General features: G+C 61.9%; 12 protein-coding genes. 11 read left to right on the top strand and 1 reads right to left on the bottom strand.

Annotated elements, in window-relative coordinates:
* Positions 1-115 precede the first annotated feature (115 nt).
* The 9 genes from P12x_RS07870 to P12x_RS07910 all read left to right on the top strand — a co-directional run bounded on the left by P12x_RS07870 (position 116) and on the right by P12x_RS07910 (position 9,429).
* Entirely contained in the window at positions 116-877 is a 762-nt protein-coding gene (locus tag P12x_RS07870; protein ID WP_435010321.1) for an ABC transporter ATP-binding protein, read from the top strand.
* A 1-nt stretch (position 878) separates the two neighbouring features.
* Positions 879-2,519, top strand: coding sequence for a putative ABC exporter domain-containing protein (locus P12x_RS07875; RefSeq protein WP_435010322.1), 1,641 nt, complete (start codon positions 879-881; stop codon positions 2,517-2,519).
* Between the two features lie 87 nt (positions 2,520-2,606).
* Positions 2,607-3,305 (top strand): lipoate--protein ligase family protein, encoded by a 699-nt coding sequence (locus P12x_RS07880; protein ID WP_435011650.1) that lies wholly within the window; start codon positions 2,607-2,609, stop codon positions 3,303-3,305.
* A gap of 264 nt (positions 3,306-3,569) precedes the next feature.
* Positions 3,570-4,376: an FHA domain-containing protein gene (locus tag P12x_RS07885; protein WP_435010323.1), complete on the top strand. Its 807-nt coding sequence runs from the start codon at positions 3,570-3,572 to the stop codon at positions 4,374-4,376.
* A gap of 112 nt (positions 4,377-4,488) precedes the next feature.
* Positions 4,489-5,475 (top strand): AAA family ATPase, encoded by a 987-nt coding sequence (locus P12x_RS07890; protein ID WP_435010324.1) that lies wholly within the window; start codon positions 4,489-4,491, stop codon positions 5,473-5,475.
* A gap of 68 nt (positions 5,476-5,543) precedes the next feature.
* The gene (locus P12x_RS07895) at positions 5,544-6,308 is read left to right on the top strand and encodes an SDR family NAD(P)-dependent oxidoreductase (RefSeq protein WP_435010325.1); all 765 of its coding nucleotides are present in this window, start codon (positions 5,544-5,546) and stop codon (positions 6,306-6,308) included.
* A gap of 73 nt (positions 6,309-6,381) precedes the next feature.
* Positions 6,382-7,047 carry a DUF4149 domain-containing protein gene (locus P12x_RS07900; protein ID WP_435010326.1) on the top strand — a complete coding sequence of 222 codons (666 nt, stop codon included), beginning with the start codon at positions 6,382-6,384 and terminating at the stop codon, positions 7,045-7,047.
* Between the two features lie 184 nt (positions 7,048-7,231).
* Positions 7,232-8,677: a tRNA (N6-isopentenyl adenosine(37)-C2)-methylthiotransferase MiaB gene (gene miaB, locus P12x_RS07905; RefSeq protein ID WP_435010327.1), complete on the top strand. Its 1,446-nt coding sequence runs from the start codon at positions 7,232-7,234 to the stop codon at positions 8,675-8,677.
* An 11-nt stretch (positions 8,678-8,688) separates the two neighbouring features.
* Positions 8,689-9,429: an SMI1/KNR4 family protein gene (locus tag P12x_RS07910; protein ID WP_435010328.1), complete on the top strand. Its 741-nt coding sequence runs from the start codon at positions 8,689-8,691 to the stop codon at positions 9,427-9,429.
* Positions 9,430-9,446: 17 nt separating this feature from the next.
* Here P12x_RS07910 and P12x_RS07915 read toward each other — a convergent pair whose 3' ends face one another.
* Positions 9,447-10,739, bottom strand: coding sequence for a rhomboid family intramembrane serine protease (locus tag P12x_RS07915; protein WP_435010329.1), 1,293 nt, complete (start codon positions 10,737-10,739; stop codon positions 9,447-9,449).
* 221 nt (positions 10,740-10,960) lie between these two features.
* Between P12x_RS07915 and P12x_RS07920 the strand changes: the two genes are divergently transcribed.
* Together P12x_RS07920 and glnE are read left to right on the top strand one after the other, a co-directional pair.
* Positions 10,961-11,554 (top strand): hypothetical protein, encoded by a 594-nt coding sequence (locus P12x_RS07920; RefSeq protein WP_435010330.1) that lies wholly within the window; start codon positions 10,961-10,963, stop codon positions 11,552-11,554.
* A 285-nt stretch (positions 11,555-11,839) separates the two neighbouring features.
* On the top strand, positions 11,840-14,986 hold the full coding sequence (glnE, locus tag P12x_RS07925; protein ID WP_435010331.1) for a bifunctional [glutamate--ammonia ligase]-adenylyl-L-tyrosine phosphorylase/[glutamate--ammonia-ligase] adenylyltransferase: 3,147 nt from the start codon (positions 11,840-11,842) through the stop codon (positions 14,984-14,986).
* Positions 14,987-15,179: the final 193 nt, after the last annotated feature.

A 15,179-nucleotide genomic window follows, 5' to 3' on the forward strand; every position in this document is an offset into this window, starting at 1 on the left:
GAGTCGGACCTTGCGATCGGCCCTCGGTTCGGACATCCTCGTGGAACTATCGGGCCCCGTGACCTCAAAGTGGGTGCTTAATCTCGCAATCTGATGACCGAGGGAGTCCTGCCCGGTGTCGATCAACGTCGAGGGTTTTTACAAGAATTACGACCAGACCGCCGCAGTCACCGATCTCACGTTCCAGGTCAAGCCGGGGGAAATTCTCGGGCTAGTCGGTCCCAATGGCGCGGGGAAGACGACGACGATGCGGGCCCTGGCGGGAATCCTCGAACCTTCGAAGGGGCGCCTTTCGATCGACGGTCATGACCTGAAGAGTGACCCCGTCGCCGCCAAGTTGGCCCTGGCATATGTCCCGGACGATCCCCACCTCTTCGACAATCTGACCATCTGGGAACACTTCCAGTTCATCGCCGCAGCCTATCGCTTGAAAGAATGGTCGGGGGCGGCCGAGGCCCTACTCGGACAATTCGAGCTTCTCCCGAAGCGCGACTCGCCTTGCTCGGATCTCTCGCGAGGGATGCGCCAGAAGGTCGCGATCTGCTGCGGTTATCTCCACGATCCCAAGGTGATCATGCTCGACGAACCCCTCACCGGGCTCGACCCGAGAGGAATTCGGACGATGCAGGAGTCGATCCGGAGTCGGGCGGCCGCCGGTGCCTCGGTGATGGTCAGTTCGCACCTGCTCTCGCTGGTCGAAGACCTTTGTACCTCGATCTTGCTGATGCATCGGGGCCGCAAGCTTCTCCAGGGAAGCCTGGCCGACCTCCGCCAGGAAGCCGTCGAAGATGGTCGATCCGAGTCGCTTGAAGATCTCTTCTTCCGGCTCACCGAGGCCACCGAGGTGTCGACGACCTCGAGCCCGGAGGGCATCTGAAGTGGATCGATCCCTCCTCCTGTTGATGCACCTTCGGAATCGAGCCGCTCTCCGGCGGCTGAAGAAGACATTGTCCACGCCCAAGGGGATCGCGATGGGTGCGATCACCGCCGCCCTGTTCATCCCCTGGTTGATGTCGATCGTCGTGACAGCCCAGGCGGGGGTGCGGGCTCCCGTCGAATACGTTCAACGGTTCGGTCCTCTCTGCCTCTTCGTCTTCACGGTCGGGTCGCTCCTGTTCTCGGGGGGCGAGCAAGCCCTCTACTACACCCCCGCCGAGATTGCATTCCTGTTTGCCGGGCCTTATCGAAAGAGAGAGTTACTGGCTTACAAGCTCGTCCTGACCGGATTCCTCAGCGTCTTCTCGGCGTTGTTTTTCACACTCGCCTCGATGTCGATCTCGCCTCGGTTATTCTCGGCCTTTGTCGGCTCGATCCTGACCATCTTCTTCCTCCAGGTCTTGCAGATGGCCGTGGGACTGGGAGTTTCGACGCTGGGGGCACTGGCATCAAGTTGGGGACGTCGGCTGGTCCTGGTCGCTTTGATCATCCTGATCGGCCTGGCTGCGTTATCCGCCGGCCACGATCTCGGCTCGGGGGGGATGTTCGAAGCTCTCGCACGAATCGAGCGATCTCCGATAATCTTCGCGCTCCTGTCCCCTTTTCGATGGTTCATCCTGGCTTTCACCGCCGAGCGGATCTGGCCCGACTTGGTCCGCTATGCCGCGCTTGGACTGGTCGTCGATGTTGCGTTGGTGGCCCTGGTCTTTGCCCTGGACGCGAGCTATCTGGAGGCGGTCTCAAGCTCCAGCGCCCGGCGATTTGCCAAGATGCAGAAGATGGGAGGAGGCGGAGGTGGGATCCGCTCGATGAATACCCGGAAGTCCGGTCGATTTCGCTTTCGCCCGCCAGCCGTCCCCTGGTGGGGAGGTGTCGGTCCGAACTTCTGGAGGCAAATGACCACCGCGCTGGGCGATCCCGGTCGGTTGATCACCGTGCTGGGGATGCTCTCGACCGTGCCGCTGATCATGATCTTCTTTGTCCCGAGGGACGGGCCCAAGGCCGAGCCGATTCCCTATGTTTGCATGGGCATGATTGCCTGGATGTCGATCATTCTGAGCTTTCTGCTCCCCTATGATTTCCGCGGCGATATCGACATTATGGAGGAACTCAAGACGCTACCCATCGCCCCGAATTCAATGGCGCTCGGGCAGGTCCTCACCCCGACGCTGGTCGCGACATGCTCTCAGGCCCTCGCGATGGCCGTGGTGATGGTAGGGTTCAAAGAATTGAGCATGGCAACCTGGGCCGTCCTCTTATTCCTATTCCCGGTCAATCTGATCTTTTACTCGGTGGAAAACCTCCTCTTCTTGTGGTATCCGTCGCGGGTCGTTGCCGGTCAGTTCGACGTGATGGCGGTTGGGCGTCAGATGATCTTCCTGCTGGCCAAGGTCGTCGGGCTGGCCGTGAGCGTCGGGCTGGCCGGACTGGCCGGATTTCTCGCGTTCCTGATAACCGGGCGTAGCCTCACGGCCTCGCTCGGTGTCGCATGGGTCGTCCTGTCGGCCTCCGCACTCGGATTGATCCCCCTGGTGGGCCTGGCCTTCAGTCGGTTCGACGTCAGTCGAGACGTTCCGGCCTGATCATCTCGTGACCATCAGGAACAATCGCATTTCATGTCGATGCTTTGTCGAGTCCTGCCCCACGAGTCGGGCGACGGCCCGCGGAATATGGCCGTTGATGAGGCCCTCCTCGACTCGGTCGCTGCCGATCCCTCTCGGGCGGTCGTTCGATGCTATTCCTGGAGCGTCCCGACACTCAGCCTCGGGTATTTCCAGTCTACGGGCGAGATCGATAGAGACCCTCGATGGCGAGGGGTTCCGACGATTCGCAGGTCAACCGGCGGAGGAGCCCTCTGGCATGACGACGAATTGACTTATGCCGTCGTCGTACCTAGCACGCATCCAGCCTCGCGTCCAAGCACCACCCTCTATCGGGTGATCCACGGTGCTATCGTCGGTCTTCTCCGCTCGATCGGTGTCAAGGCCCAAGCTCGGGGCCCTTCGATTCTTTCGGGAGAATCGATCGGTCGCCCGTTTTTGTGCTTCGGAGACCGCGATGAGGACGATATTGTCCTGGGAGGCGCCAAGATCGTGGGAAGTGCCCAGCGTCGTCGATCGGGAGCCGTCCTACAGCATGGGTCGCTCCTACTCGGACGGTCCAAAATCACCCCGGAACTCGTCGGCCTGCGTGAGCTCACCTCGATCGACCTGAAGCTATCGTACTGGATCGAAGCCCTGGAGAAAGTGCTGCCCGATGCACTGGGGCTTTCCATCCTTCCTGACAGGATCACCCCCGCCGAAGAGCAGCGGGCAGGGGAGCTTCGAGGAGAGGTCTACGAGAATCCAACCTGGATGAACCGTCGATGAATCTTGGCTCGGCTCATTTGTCAAGGTTTCTCAATTTTGCCGGACAGACTCAAATCGGTCCTTCCCGGCCGGGAGATCCTCGATTATGATGGAGAGGCTCCTGAGCCGTAGAGTCTGGTCAGGTAACAGTTCACCGCCGGTTTCATGATCCGCAGTTTGCCGGTCTGGATTAATTCATCATTCGTGGTTCGGTGACGCTCCTCGCTTCGCGAAGTGGTTCTCCGATTAACCTGACTGTGGACCCTAGAGGTCGGGACGCTACTCATGAAAGTCCAGCTGGTCGTCGTTCAGGGAAAGCCAGAAGGGAAGACGATCCCGCTGGCTATCCCGAAATTCAAGATCGGCCGGGGCGAGGGCTGCCAGCTCCGTCCCAACAGTGATCTCGTCAGTCGCGAGCACGCCGAATTCGAGGTCGGCGTCGACACGGTCCAGGTTCGCGACCTTGGTAGTCGCAACGGGACCGAGGTCAACGGCAAGCCGTTGGTTAAGGATCAGCCCCAGGCCCTGAAGAATGGCGATCTGGTCAAGATCGGCTCGCTGACCTTCGCCGTATCGATCGAGGGTCTTCCGACTGCCAAGTTGGCAACACCTTCCGGCCCGCCCCGAAAATCCTCGCTCGACGACGTGAACCATGACGAGATCGATGCCTGGCTGATCTCCGACGAGGCCAGGCCCACCCCCGATCGTCCTTCGGGCGTCTACGGTGGTGACACGATCACGGTCGACACCTACAAGGAGCTTTCCAAGGAGAAACCGGTTGCCAAATCGCCGACTCCGGTCCCTGCACCGGCTGCGAAGCCCAAGGAACCGGAACCCGAGCCGGAACCCGTGGTTGACGAGCTTGAGCAGTATTCGCCCGACGATGACGACGGGATCGAGGATCTCTCCAAGTCCGGCGAAGTCGACCAGATGCCCGAGGAGTTCATCGACGAATCCAACCCCTTCTACGTCAAGAAGAAGGATGCCGAACCGGCTACCGGGGCCGCCAAGGCAGCTCAGAAGGATTCCAGCGATGCCGCCGGTGACATCCTCCGGAAGATGATGGATCGTCGGAAAGCATCGAAGTCCTGAATTGAGATGGAGTCAAGGGGGATGGATCTCTCGGTCCAATCCCTCTCGATCGATGCCCTTCGGTCGCCCTTGGGTCCTGTCCTTTCCAGACTCACCTCGGTGACCGAGACGCATGACGGAATCCGAAACCACCCCGAATTCGACCAGCAAGTTACTCTCCAGTCTCATTGATCGGCTCGAACAGGAGATCGTCGGCCAACGATCGCTCCTGGAGCGCCTCCTGATCGCCTTGCTCGCCGGAGGCCACGTCCTGATCGAGGGTGTGCCGGGCCTGGCCAAGACCCGATCCGTTCGAGCACTGGCTCGCGCCCTCGATCTTCCGTTCCGTCGGATTCAGTTCACCCCCGATCTCCTGCCGGCCGACCTCACCGGCACTCAGGTCTATCATCCGTCGACGGGAACCTTCGACGTCCGGACCGGCCCGATCGTGGCCTCGGTTGTACTCGCGGATGAGATCAATCGGGCTCCGGCCAAGGTTCAGAGTGCCTTGCTCGAGGCGATGCAAGAGGGACAGGTGACCGTTGGCGATCAGACCGTGATCCTCCCCGATCCGTTCTGGGTCCTGGCCACTCAAAACCCGGTCGAGCACGAGGGAACTTACCCGCTCCCCGAGGCCCAGCTCGATCGATTCCTGATGAAACTGCATGTCGACTATCCCGATCGATCGGCCGAACTCGCGATGCTCGACCTGACCGACGTCGGGCCGGTCGCTCCCGACGAGTCGGAACTCTCGCCGATCCTGGACGCAGTCGCCATACGGACCCTTCGCCGCGAGGTCGCCGAGGTTCGGGTTGCCCCTTCGATCAAGGAATACGCCGTGGATCTGGTCCGGGCCACTCGCGATCCGATCGGCTACGGGCTCGATATCGCCCCGTTGATTGAGCTAGGGGCCAGCCCTCGCGCCAGCCTGGCGTTGGTCGCATCCGCCCGCGCTCACGCCCTGCTCGCGGGCCGCGACTTCGTCACCCCCCATGACGTCAAGTCGCTCGCGCGGGATGTCCTGCGCCACCGGGTCCTCGCCAGCTACGAGGCCGATGCCGAGGGCGTCTCACCCGACGACCTCATCGGGCGGATTCTCGGACAGATCCGCGTGCCTTGATCCCGGAGGTACCCTGGCCTACAAGAACCCCTGCGAGGTTCGTTCGACGGGATATCAGGGGGACGAGCATGGCCGGACAATGCGTGATGATTACCGGGGGAGCGGGCGGGATTGGCTCGGCCCTGGCTCGGCGACTTGTCGCTCGTGGCGACTCGGTCGTCCTGTTCGGCCGGAGGGCCGAGTCGGTCGAACGACTGGCGGCCGAACTGGGTGAGTCCGCCCTGGCGGTGGCCGGGGACGCCGGGATTCTCGAGGATCTCCAGAAAGCCGTCGGCCTCTCGGTGGAGCGGTTCGGCAAGCTCGACGGCCTTTCCCATTGCGTGGGCTCGATCCGGCTGAAGCCACTCCATCTCACTTCGCTAGACGAGTTCTCAGAGATCATTCAGGTCAATCTTACCACTGCTTTCCTCGCCACCAAGGCCGCACTGGGGGCCATGAGAGGGCAGGGGGGCGGCTCGATCGTACTGATGAGCTCGGTTGCGGCTCGTCAAGGTTTGAGCAATCATGAGGTCATCGCGGCGGCCAAGGCCGCCATCGAGGGGCTGGTCCGTTCGTCGGCGATCACCTACGCTCGACAGGGGATCCGAATCAATGCCGTTGCCCCCGGCTTGACCGTCACCCCGCTGGCCGAACCCCTGTTGCGAAATGAAGCGAGCCGATCCTTCAGCGAGGCCATGCACCCGCTTGGTCGGCTTGGCGTTCCCGATGATCAGGCGGCGGCAATCGCCTTCCTGCTTGGCCCCGAGTCCGGCTGGGTCACCGGCCAGATCCTGGGTGTCGATGGGGGCCTTGGGGCTGGCCAGGCCCCGGCCAGGATGATCGCGAAGTCTTGATTCCTGGTTGGCTTCCGACGTGCGTGGGTCGCTCCGCTCGATCCTTCAAAGGCTCCTTACTGTGACCGCTCGAATGCTTCTCTCAGTCTTCGACAGTGTCTATCTTCTCGCCTTGACGGCCTGGGTGGGTAGCATCCTGTTCTTCTCGTTCGCCGTGGCACCGATCATCTTTCGAGTCCTGGGGGCGGAGCCGGGTTCAAGGTTCGTCCGGGCCCTCTTCCCTCGCTATTATGCCTGGGGTGTGATGTCAACGGCCATCGCCCTGCCGGCCATGGTCTGCGGGCCGCTGAGCGTCCCCGAACTTCGAGGCCCGATGATCGCCATCCAGGCGATCCTGATCCTAGGAAGTCTGGGGGTCATGCTCTATTGTGGAAACACCCTAACTCCTGCGATCAATGCCGCTCGCGACGAGGGGCCTGGTTCTCAAAAGCGGTTCGATCGGCTCCACAAGCGATCGGTCCATCTGAACGCCGTCGTCCTGATGATCGGAATCGCCCTCCTCATTGGTTTCGCGTTCCGTAAGCCGATACGGACATCCGGGATCCACGAGATGACCCCGCTGGAGCGAGTGGAATACGATCGAGAATTTTCGGAGGCACTCGACGAGATCATCCACGAGCAAGATGCAGATGAGTTCGCCACCGAGCCACGCAGGTTCCAGTTCGACGAAGCGGCTCGCAAGGAACTCGAAGGTCTGGTCAAGGCCCGCCAGGCCAGGAAAAGGCCGGTTGGGCCTTGATCTCGGAAGCTCGACCTTCAGGCGATCGCGTGATCCGGTAGCCAGCCACTCGGTAGATTGGTAAGATTTAAATTAAATGGGCCTTCGACATCCATCGACCGGGTCGAAGCTCCATCGATCCCTTTCCCCGTCCGCTCTTCCCGAACCGCGAACCCTCAGGCCAGGCGGTTCAGGAGTAGTTTCAATGTCGGAAGCATGTCCGTCCCGCGGCAAGAAGCTCTACATCGAAACGGTCGGCTGTCAGATGAACCTACTCGACAGCGAGTTGGTCGTCGGCAAGCTCCGGAATGAGGGGTATGAGCTTACCGACGATATCGGCCAGGCCGACACGATCCTCTATAACACCTGCTCGGTCCGGCAGCATGCCGAGGACAAGATTTATAGCGCCCTGGGCCGGATCAAGAACATCAAACGGGAAAGGCCGGAGGTTTCGATCGGAGTCCTCGGCTGCATGGCCCAGAAGGATCAAGGACAGATCCTCAGGCGTGCTCCCCATGTCGATGTAGTGATCGGTCCTGGGCAACTCGGGCGTGTCTCCGAACTTCTCGACCAGGCGAAGGCCGACGGCAAGCCCAGGATGGCCGTCAGCTTGCCGAGGAACGGGGGAAGTCGCGACCTGATCACCGAGAGCTTCGCCGAATACGACCCGCTTCGCGAGCCCGCGATGCGACCGAGCCCGTTCCAGGCATTCGTCCGGATCATGATGGGGTGCGACAAGTTCTGCACCTATTGCATCGTCCCCTCGGTCCGCGGTCCGGAACAAAGCCGTCCCCCCGACGCGATCGTCGAGGAGACCCGGATGCTGGCCGACCAGGGTGTCAGGGAAATTACCCTCCTGGGCCAGACGGTCAACAGCTATAAATTCCGGGAGGGCGACGGTCGCATCTCGCGACTCTCGGACCTCTTGGCCCGACTCCATGAAATCGAAGGGATCGGTCGGATCCGATTCATCACCAATTTTCCCAACGATATGACGGACGACCTCCTCCGGGCCGTCCGCGACCTCCCCAAGGTCTCGCGCTACCTGCACGTCCCGGCACAGAGCGGATGCGATGAAGTCCTCAAGCGCATGAAGCGCGGATACTCGGTCGAACTCTACGACGAGATGATGCATCGGATCCGCGAGACGTTGCCCGAAGCCTCGGTTTCGAGCGACTTCATCGTCGGCTTCTGCGGCGAGACCGAGGCTTCGTTCCAAAGGTCGATGGAACTGGTCGAACGATCGCGATTCAAGAACAGCTATATCTTCAAATATAGCCCTAGATTGGGGACCAAGGCCGACACGATCCTCATCGACGACATCCCCGAGGATGTGAAGAAGCGTCGGAACAACGAGCTTCTGGCCCTCCAGAATCGAATCAGCGCGGAGGACCATCAAGCCTTCGTGGGCAGGACGGTCGAGGTCCTGGTGGAAGGGCCGAGCAAGTCGGCCGCCCGCGAGGCCGAGCCGGGCGAGTTCGGGCAGCTTACCGGCCACACCCACTGCGATCGGATCGTGGTCTTCGATGGACCAGGCCGATTGATCGGAGAATTCCTGCCAGTCCAGATCGAGAGGGCGAGCCTCTTGACCCTCTTCGGCCGGGCGGCGACGCAAGAAGCCGTCGGGATTGCCTCGGCCCGAGACGCCTGACGGGAGTCCGGATGGTCAGCCAGTTCGCGGATAAAGTCGGGCAATGGTGCGACCTCTCGGGGATCGATGCCGAATTACGTCCGTCCCCCGCGGATCTCGTGCGAGGATTCGGGGACGGTTCTCGATCTTGCCGACCCGGAGTCGAACCAGCACGGCTGTCCAGTTGGGAAGGTCGGTTCGGCTTCGGGCTGCCCGAGTCTCTCAAAGCCTGGCTCCGGCTCTCCAATGGGTTTTACGGAGCCTATGGGCCGCTCATCCATCCCATTTCCGCCATCGGTCCGATGGTCCCGTTTGCTCGGATGCAGGGGCTGATCGTCCAGCCTGAGAGCTGGTTCGAACTCGGTAATCCCAACGTGGAAACGGTCTGCCTCGACCTGGCCTATCGGTGGCCGGGAGGCGACTCGCCTCTGTTCACTTCCGGGGACGACGAGCGATCGAGCCCACCTCGGATCATCGCGACCGGGTTCGCGGTCTGGTTCCTCCGGGTCCTCCGCAACGCAGGCGCGGAATACTGGTTCGATCCCGGATTTGAGTCGATGGGAGACCCCTGGGTCGAGCATCGTCGAAGAGTTCCGACGCCCGCCCTCTCCGACCGTCTCCACGGTCTCCTACCACGGATCCGACCGATGGTTCTTCGGGGCTTCGACGAGCGTGAGATCGCCTCGGGAGTTGGCTTGAGTCGGGGAGACGTCGAGGCGATCCTCCGTCATCTCCAGCATGTCCAGGCCGACTTCGCCGAGTCGGGAATCTGAGTGGGCCAGCCGGTCGGTCAGTCATCCCCTTCCAGTTCCAGGACCCCCTCTTCGCACATCCGGTCGGCCTGGCTAACGAGCTTGAGACGGGCTGATTCCAGTTCGGGAGGGAGCGAGCCGGAAGGGATCTCGCCCAGGACCTTGAGGGCGGCCATCGGCCGCTGTCGATCTCGGATCAGGACCTGCGCGAGCTTCAACCGCATCTTGTCCGAGACCGCGGGGAATCGGCTGCAGTGGTCCCTCATCAACGGAATGGAATCGGTCGCTGGCCCTTGGGCCTGGAAGGCCTTGATCATGGCAAGAAGATCGGCTTGCGACGGCCAGTAGGGCAGCGCCTGCCGGGACCGGTCGTAGGCCAGCAAGGCGACGTCGAGGTTGCCCGACTCGATCGCCTTCATGACTCGCTTGACGGCCGAGGACGCCCGAGCTTCGAGATCTAGCCCCGGTTCGACGGATGGCTGCTCCAGCCTCGACCGGGCCTTCATGCCGGCACGCAACGATGACCGGAGAGACTCCTTCTGTCGATCCAGACGCTCTCCTCTGGACTTCCAATCTCGACCCAATTGCCGATGTCTTGCCAGAAGCGTGAAGACGTCCCAACCCTCGCAATCGACGAGATGGAGTTTGAGCAAAAAGAGGGCGATAACCGACCCCCAGAGAGCCCCGGAGAGGTGCCCCATCTCGGAGAGCATGAACCGACCGGCGAGTCCCCCCCAGAAGGCCAGGCTGACGAATTGGCCGCCGAAGTAGAAGAGTGCGACCGTCGTGTAGTAGAACTCCCGGTGAAAGACCAGGATTCGGAAACCGATCGGCAGGATGATCGTGCAGGTCAGCTCGTTCCGGGGTGCCCAGATCATGCAGATGGACATCAGACCATAAATGACCGCCGACGCCCCGACCGCGTTGCCGTTCATCCCTGACTTCAGGAGGATCAGCTGCAAGAAGGCACCATGTAAAGTACCGATGGCCAGATAGGTCGCCAGGAATTTCAGGGCCCCGAGCTTCCCTTCGACCACGATTCCGAAGGCCCAGAGGAAGAGCAGATTACCGAGGAGGTGGATCAAGCCCTGGTGGAGGAAGTTGTGGGTCACCCACTGGACCGGATGAATCCCGTTGCCGAGCGTCAGGGCATATCGTTCGAAATTCGTGATGGAGACTTGCTCGATGACCTCGTCGTTCTCGTCGAGGGTCACTGGACTTGAGATGGGCGGAATTGCGATTAAGAGAGCGATGTTGATCAGTATCATCGCAACAGTCGCATACGGCCAATGATAGATCGGGGCGTCGGTCCCCATTGGAATGACAATCATCGCTCACAGCTCCTCATCTGCTAGCAAGGTCCGGGCAGGTTATCAGAAGGTTCCAGAAAAAGTCATGATGTTTCACCGGACCATCTGGTCGTTGACGAGCTCATACGTGGCCCTTATGTTCCTGGACGGGTCTCTGGCCGAACTTCAGGAGTCTTCCTCGCTCCCGGAATTCCTGGCCGTTTCATCGATTCCCCCCTGCTGAAATTCCTGGAGGATCTGCCGTGGGTGCTCGATCGCGCTTCTTGCTGTTGCTTGCCACGACAATCGCAATCTCCGTCCTGCCCTGGCTTTCCGGCTGTAGTGGCGATGTTCCCACACCGAAGGCGTTTGTCGGTGTACTCGATCCAGGCGGCCAGTTCGGATGCGAGGTCCCTAAGGGTTGGCAAGTCGACAAGGGGGGTAAGGCCGACTCTCCGAACTCGTTCGTCAAATGCACGCAAGGGAACGTTGAGGTCAAGATCGTCGCCGACTTCGCCGGCTCGCTCTTCGGCGACATGGCTCGGGCCTCGGGTAATGGCCTGGGCGAAGATGCCGAACCGCCGGTCGCCAGGGTCCACCCGATGGGAGAGCGGCAGATGAAGGAAGAATTCTCGAGCTACGAGGAGCGAGATCCCAAACCCGTCCAAGCCAAGCTGGGTGAGGGGCGACGATCAACCTTCATCGCCAGCGGTCCGATTGGGGGTAAGATCTATGGCTACCGGGCAACCTATCTGAGCGGCGACCGAAGAATCTCGGTGGTCTGCAATTGCCCGGCGACGAACTGGAAGGCACTCAAGCCAGCCTTCGAGCACGTCATCAACAGCCTCCATCGATGAGTCTTCAAATACTGACTCCAAGGAACCTTCCGTCGGAGAATTTAAGGTAGCGGGCGGTCGGCCGGTCGATCCGGCGGTTTGACCTCCGTCGAGTCCGGAGCTTGGGCTTGTTTGATCTTAGAGAACCCCGATTCTTGCGGAGTTAGATCTTGCCTCCGGAAGTGAACCAGATCGACTCGGCGGGCGTCTCGGGTATAATCGCGTCCGAGGGTGGACGAGCCCTTTCAACTCAGCCGGATCGGCTTCCTCGATTTTCGATAAATCCTCGACCTCACGGGGGCTCGGATGGCGGCCTTTCCATTCGCGACCGCAGAGCGGTTCACGTCGCTGATGGAAAACCCCGAGATGGCACGGCTCTGGCTGGCCGGACTGGGGGTCCGGGACGCCGAGCGCGGGTTTCGCGACCTCCGCGACCTGGCGAATCGAGGCCTCCCCCTTCGGCTGGTGGCGAGGCTGGCCGGTCAACTGGATGCAACCCTTCCTCGATGCCCCGATCCCGGGATGGCCCTGACCAATCTGGAGCGATTCGTCGCCGCCAGCCCCACGCCCGAGGCCACTCTCGATGCCCTGGCGAATAATGCCAGGGCGGCCGAGATCGCCGTCCAGCTTTTCAGCACCAGCCAGTTCTTCAGCGAGTTGATGATACGTGACCCCTCGCTCCTCGACTGGCTCCGGGCCGGTGCCGAACGTCGCGATCGGACGGCCCTGACGGACGATCTCTGGGCCGACCTGGAACGGTCCGCGACCGACGAGGAACGTCGCCTGGCACTTCGTCGCTTCCGGCTTCGCGAGATTCTTCGGATTGGCTACAACGATATTGTCAGAGATCTTCCGCTGGAACTGATCACCCTGGATCTTTCGCACCTGGCCGACGCCTGCGTCGAGGCTGCTTACCGTCTGGCTCGACGACACGCCGAGGAACGTCACGGATCTGCAGCCGGTCGTGACGGCAGCCCGGCCCGATTTGTCGTCCTGGCTTTGGGCAAACTGGGCGGAGAGGAGCTGAATTACAGCTCCGACATCGACCTGATCTTCCTCTACGATGTGGAAGGGCAGACCGACGGCCCTCGGCCTGTCTCCAACGCCGAGTTTTTCGCCAGGCTGGGCGGCGAGGTCGTCAGGTCCCTCTCCGACCACACCAGCCTCGGGCTGGCCTATCGGGTCGACATGCGTCTCCGCCCCGAGGGGGATCAAGGTCCGCTGGTCCGCTCGCTCCCCTCGACACTCGGCTACTACCAGACCTCGGGCCGGACCTGGGAGCGGCAGGCCCTCATCAAATGCAGGGCGATCGCAGGGGACCTCGACCTGGGGCAAGACTTCCTCCAGGCGATCACGCCTTTCGTTTTTCGGAGATACCTGAGCGCCGCCGAGATCGGCGAAATCAAGGCCATGAAACGCCGAATCGAACAACGCACGGTCTCGGACGGGACCGCCGAGGTCGAGGTCAAGACCGGTCACGGAGGGATCCGCGACGTCGAGTTCGTCGTCCAGTTTCTTCAACTCCTCCACGGCGGCGAGTATCCCGAGGTCCGCCACGCCAATACCCTGGTGGCGCTCTCTCGCCTCGAAGCAGTCGGCTGCCTGACCGCGGAAGAACGCGGGATCATGGTCGATACGTATCGATTCCTCCGACGAGTCGAACACCGACTCCAGACGATGTTCGACCGTCAGATTCACGAGATGCCAAGGGCTCGCGAGGAGCAGCGGACCCTGGCCATCCGCCTGGGTTATCCGCCGGCCAGCACCTGGGAGGATCGGACCGGGCCTGCTCAGCGATTCCTGGCCGACTATCGGTCCAAGACCGAGATGAATCGGGCGATCCTCAATCACCTGATGCACGACGCCTTCCCCGATGGAGGAGGCGCCGTCGATCCGGTGGTAGACCTGGTCCTCGACCCCTCTCCCGGCCCTGACCTGATCGAGCAGGCCCTGGGGTGTTACCCGTTCCGCGACAAGACCGTCGCCTACCAAAACTTGATGGCACTGGCACGCGAGGATATTCCATTCCTTTCGCAGGCCAGATGTCGCCACTTCCTCGCGGGCATCGCTCCCAGCCTCCTCCAGGCGGTCGGCCGGGCTCCCGACCCGGACATGGCCCTGACCAACCTGGAGAAGGTCTCGGCCTCGCTGGGGGCCAAGGCAATCCTCTGGGAACTGTTCAACTTCAACCCGCCCACGCTCCGACTCTACGTCGAACTTTGCTCGACCAGCCAGTTCCTCTCCGAGATCCTGATCAGTAACCCGGGGATGATCGACGACTTGATGGATTCACTGGTCGTCGACCGGTCGCAGCCGGCCGAAGCGATCCGGGACGAGCTGGCCGAACTCTGCCGAGGGGCCGAAGACCTGGCCCCGATCCTCTTGAGTTTCCGGAATAAGGAGTGGGTCCGCATCGGGACCCGGGACATCCTCCATCGCGAACCGATCCGGGACGTCACCCGCGAGTTGGCCGACGTGGCCGAGGCGATCGTGGTCCAGGTGGCCAACGATCAGTGGCGTCGCCGAGCCTCCGTCTTCGGGATCCCCCGTCGCCATATCGACGGACGACATGCCCACTGGGCGATCATCGCCCTGGGTAAGCTCGGAGGTCGCGAGCTGAATTATCACAGCGACCTCGATCTGATCTTCGTCTATGAGTCGGAAGGGTCCACCCTCGGGGGCCGCGAGTCGATCCCCAACGAGCAGTTCTTCGCCGACGTCTCGCGTCGGGTCCTACGGGCCCTGGGACACGCCTCGGAGAACGGTCGGCTCTATTCGGTGGACGCCCGCCTCCGCCCTCACGGGGCGTCGGGCCCACTCGCGGTGACGCTCGAAGCTCTGACCGAGTATTTCCGAGGACCCGCCCAGACCTGGGAACGTCTGGCGATGACCCGGGCCCGGGTCATTCATGCTCGGGGAAGTTTCGGCCGGAAGGTCGAGGCCGCGATCCGATCGGCCTTGAGCGTGAGGATCGAGCCGACGGAACTGGTCCGCGACGTCATCTCGATGCGATCGAAGCTGGAAGAATCGCGAGGCGTCCACGACCTCAAGCGAGGGCCGGGTGGGTTAGCCGACATCGAGTTCCTGGTCCAGTATCTCCAGCTCCTCCATGCGGATCAGCCCGAGGTCGCTCGCCCCAACCTCTGGGATGCCCTGGATTCCTTGATGGAGGCCGGCTATCTCGCGCCAGAGGACCAGCGTGATCTCCGCGAGTCGTACGACTTTATCCGGACCGTGGAGGGGCGGATCCGAATCGTCCACAACCGGGCGGCCGTCGACTGGCCCAATAGCCCCGACGACCTGGCCCGCCTCGCCCGCCGACTCAACTACGACCCGCAAGATCTGCCCGATGCCGTCGCCGCCTTCCAAGCCGACGCCGGACGTTGCACGGCCAGGACACGCTCGCTGTTTGAGAAGTATGTCGGGAGTCTTTCGGCATCGAAATCCTCGTGATCGCCCGTCGAGGGCGAGGGTCATGCGCACCGTGAGCCAGGGCTCCACCCGAATTCGAGCCCGCCTCACGGCTCGAGTTAGTATGCGATTCGGGTTGTAGGACCAGGGAATCCGCGTCCAGGCCTCCGCTAAACTTTGCCATCATTCCAGTTGCGGTGTGGGGTCGATTTCGGCTAGAATCTTGGATTCTCGG

This window comes from Tundrisphaera lichenicola (assembly GCF_051175385.1).
In the GTDB taxonomy this organism is placed as follows: Bacteria; Planctomycetota; Planctomycetia; order Isosphaerales; family Isosphaeraceae; genus Tundrisphaera; species Tundrisphaera lichenicola.

Excerpts from the sequence above, each read along its gene's own strand:
- miaB (WP_435010327.1), top strand. The coding sequence starts at position 7,232 with ATGTCGGAAGCATGTCCGTCCCGCGGCAAGAAGCTCTACATCGAAACG.
- P12x_RS07880 (WP_435011650.1), top strand. The coding sequence starts at position 2,607 with ATGGCCGTTGATGAGGCCCTCCTCGACTCGGTCGCTGCCGATCCCTCT.
- P12x_RS07900 (WP_435010326.1), top strand. The coding sequence starts at position 6,382 with ATGCTTCTCTCAGTCTTCGACAGTGTCTATCTTCTCGCCTTGACGGCC.
- P12x_RS07890 (WP_435010324.1), top strand. The coding sequence starts at position 4,489 with ATGACGGAATCCGAAACCACCCCGAATTCGACCAGCAAGTTACTCTCC.
- P12x_RS07915 (WP_435010329.1), bottom strand. The coding sequence starts at position 10,739 with ATGATTGTCATTCCAATGGGGACCGACGCCCCGATCTATCATTGGCCG.
- P12x_RS07895 (WP_435010325.1), top strand. The coding sequence starts at position 5,544 with ATGGCCGGACAATGCGTGATGATTACCGGGGGAGCGGGCGGGATTGGC.
- P12x_RS07885 (WP_435010323.1), top strand. The coding sequence starts at position 3,570 with ATGAAAGTCCAGCTGGTCGTCGTTCAGGGAAAGCCAGAAGGGAAGACG.
- P12x_RS07910 (WP_435010328.1), top strand. The coding sequence starts at position 8,689 with ATGGTCAGCCAGTTCGCGGATAAAGTCGGGCAATGGTGCGACCTCTCG.
- glnE (WP_435010331.1), top strand. The coding sequence starts at position 11,840 with ATGGCGGCCTTTCCATTCGCGACCGCAGAGCGGTTCACGTCGCTGATG.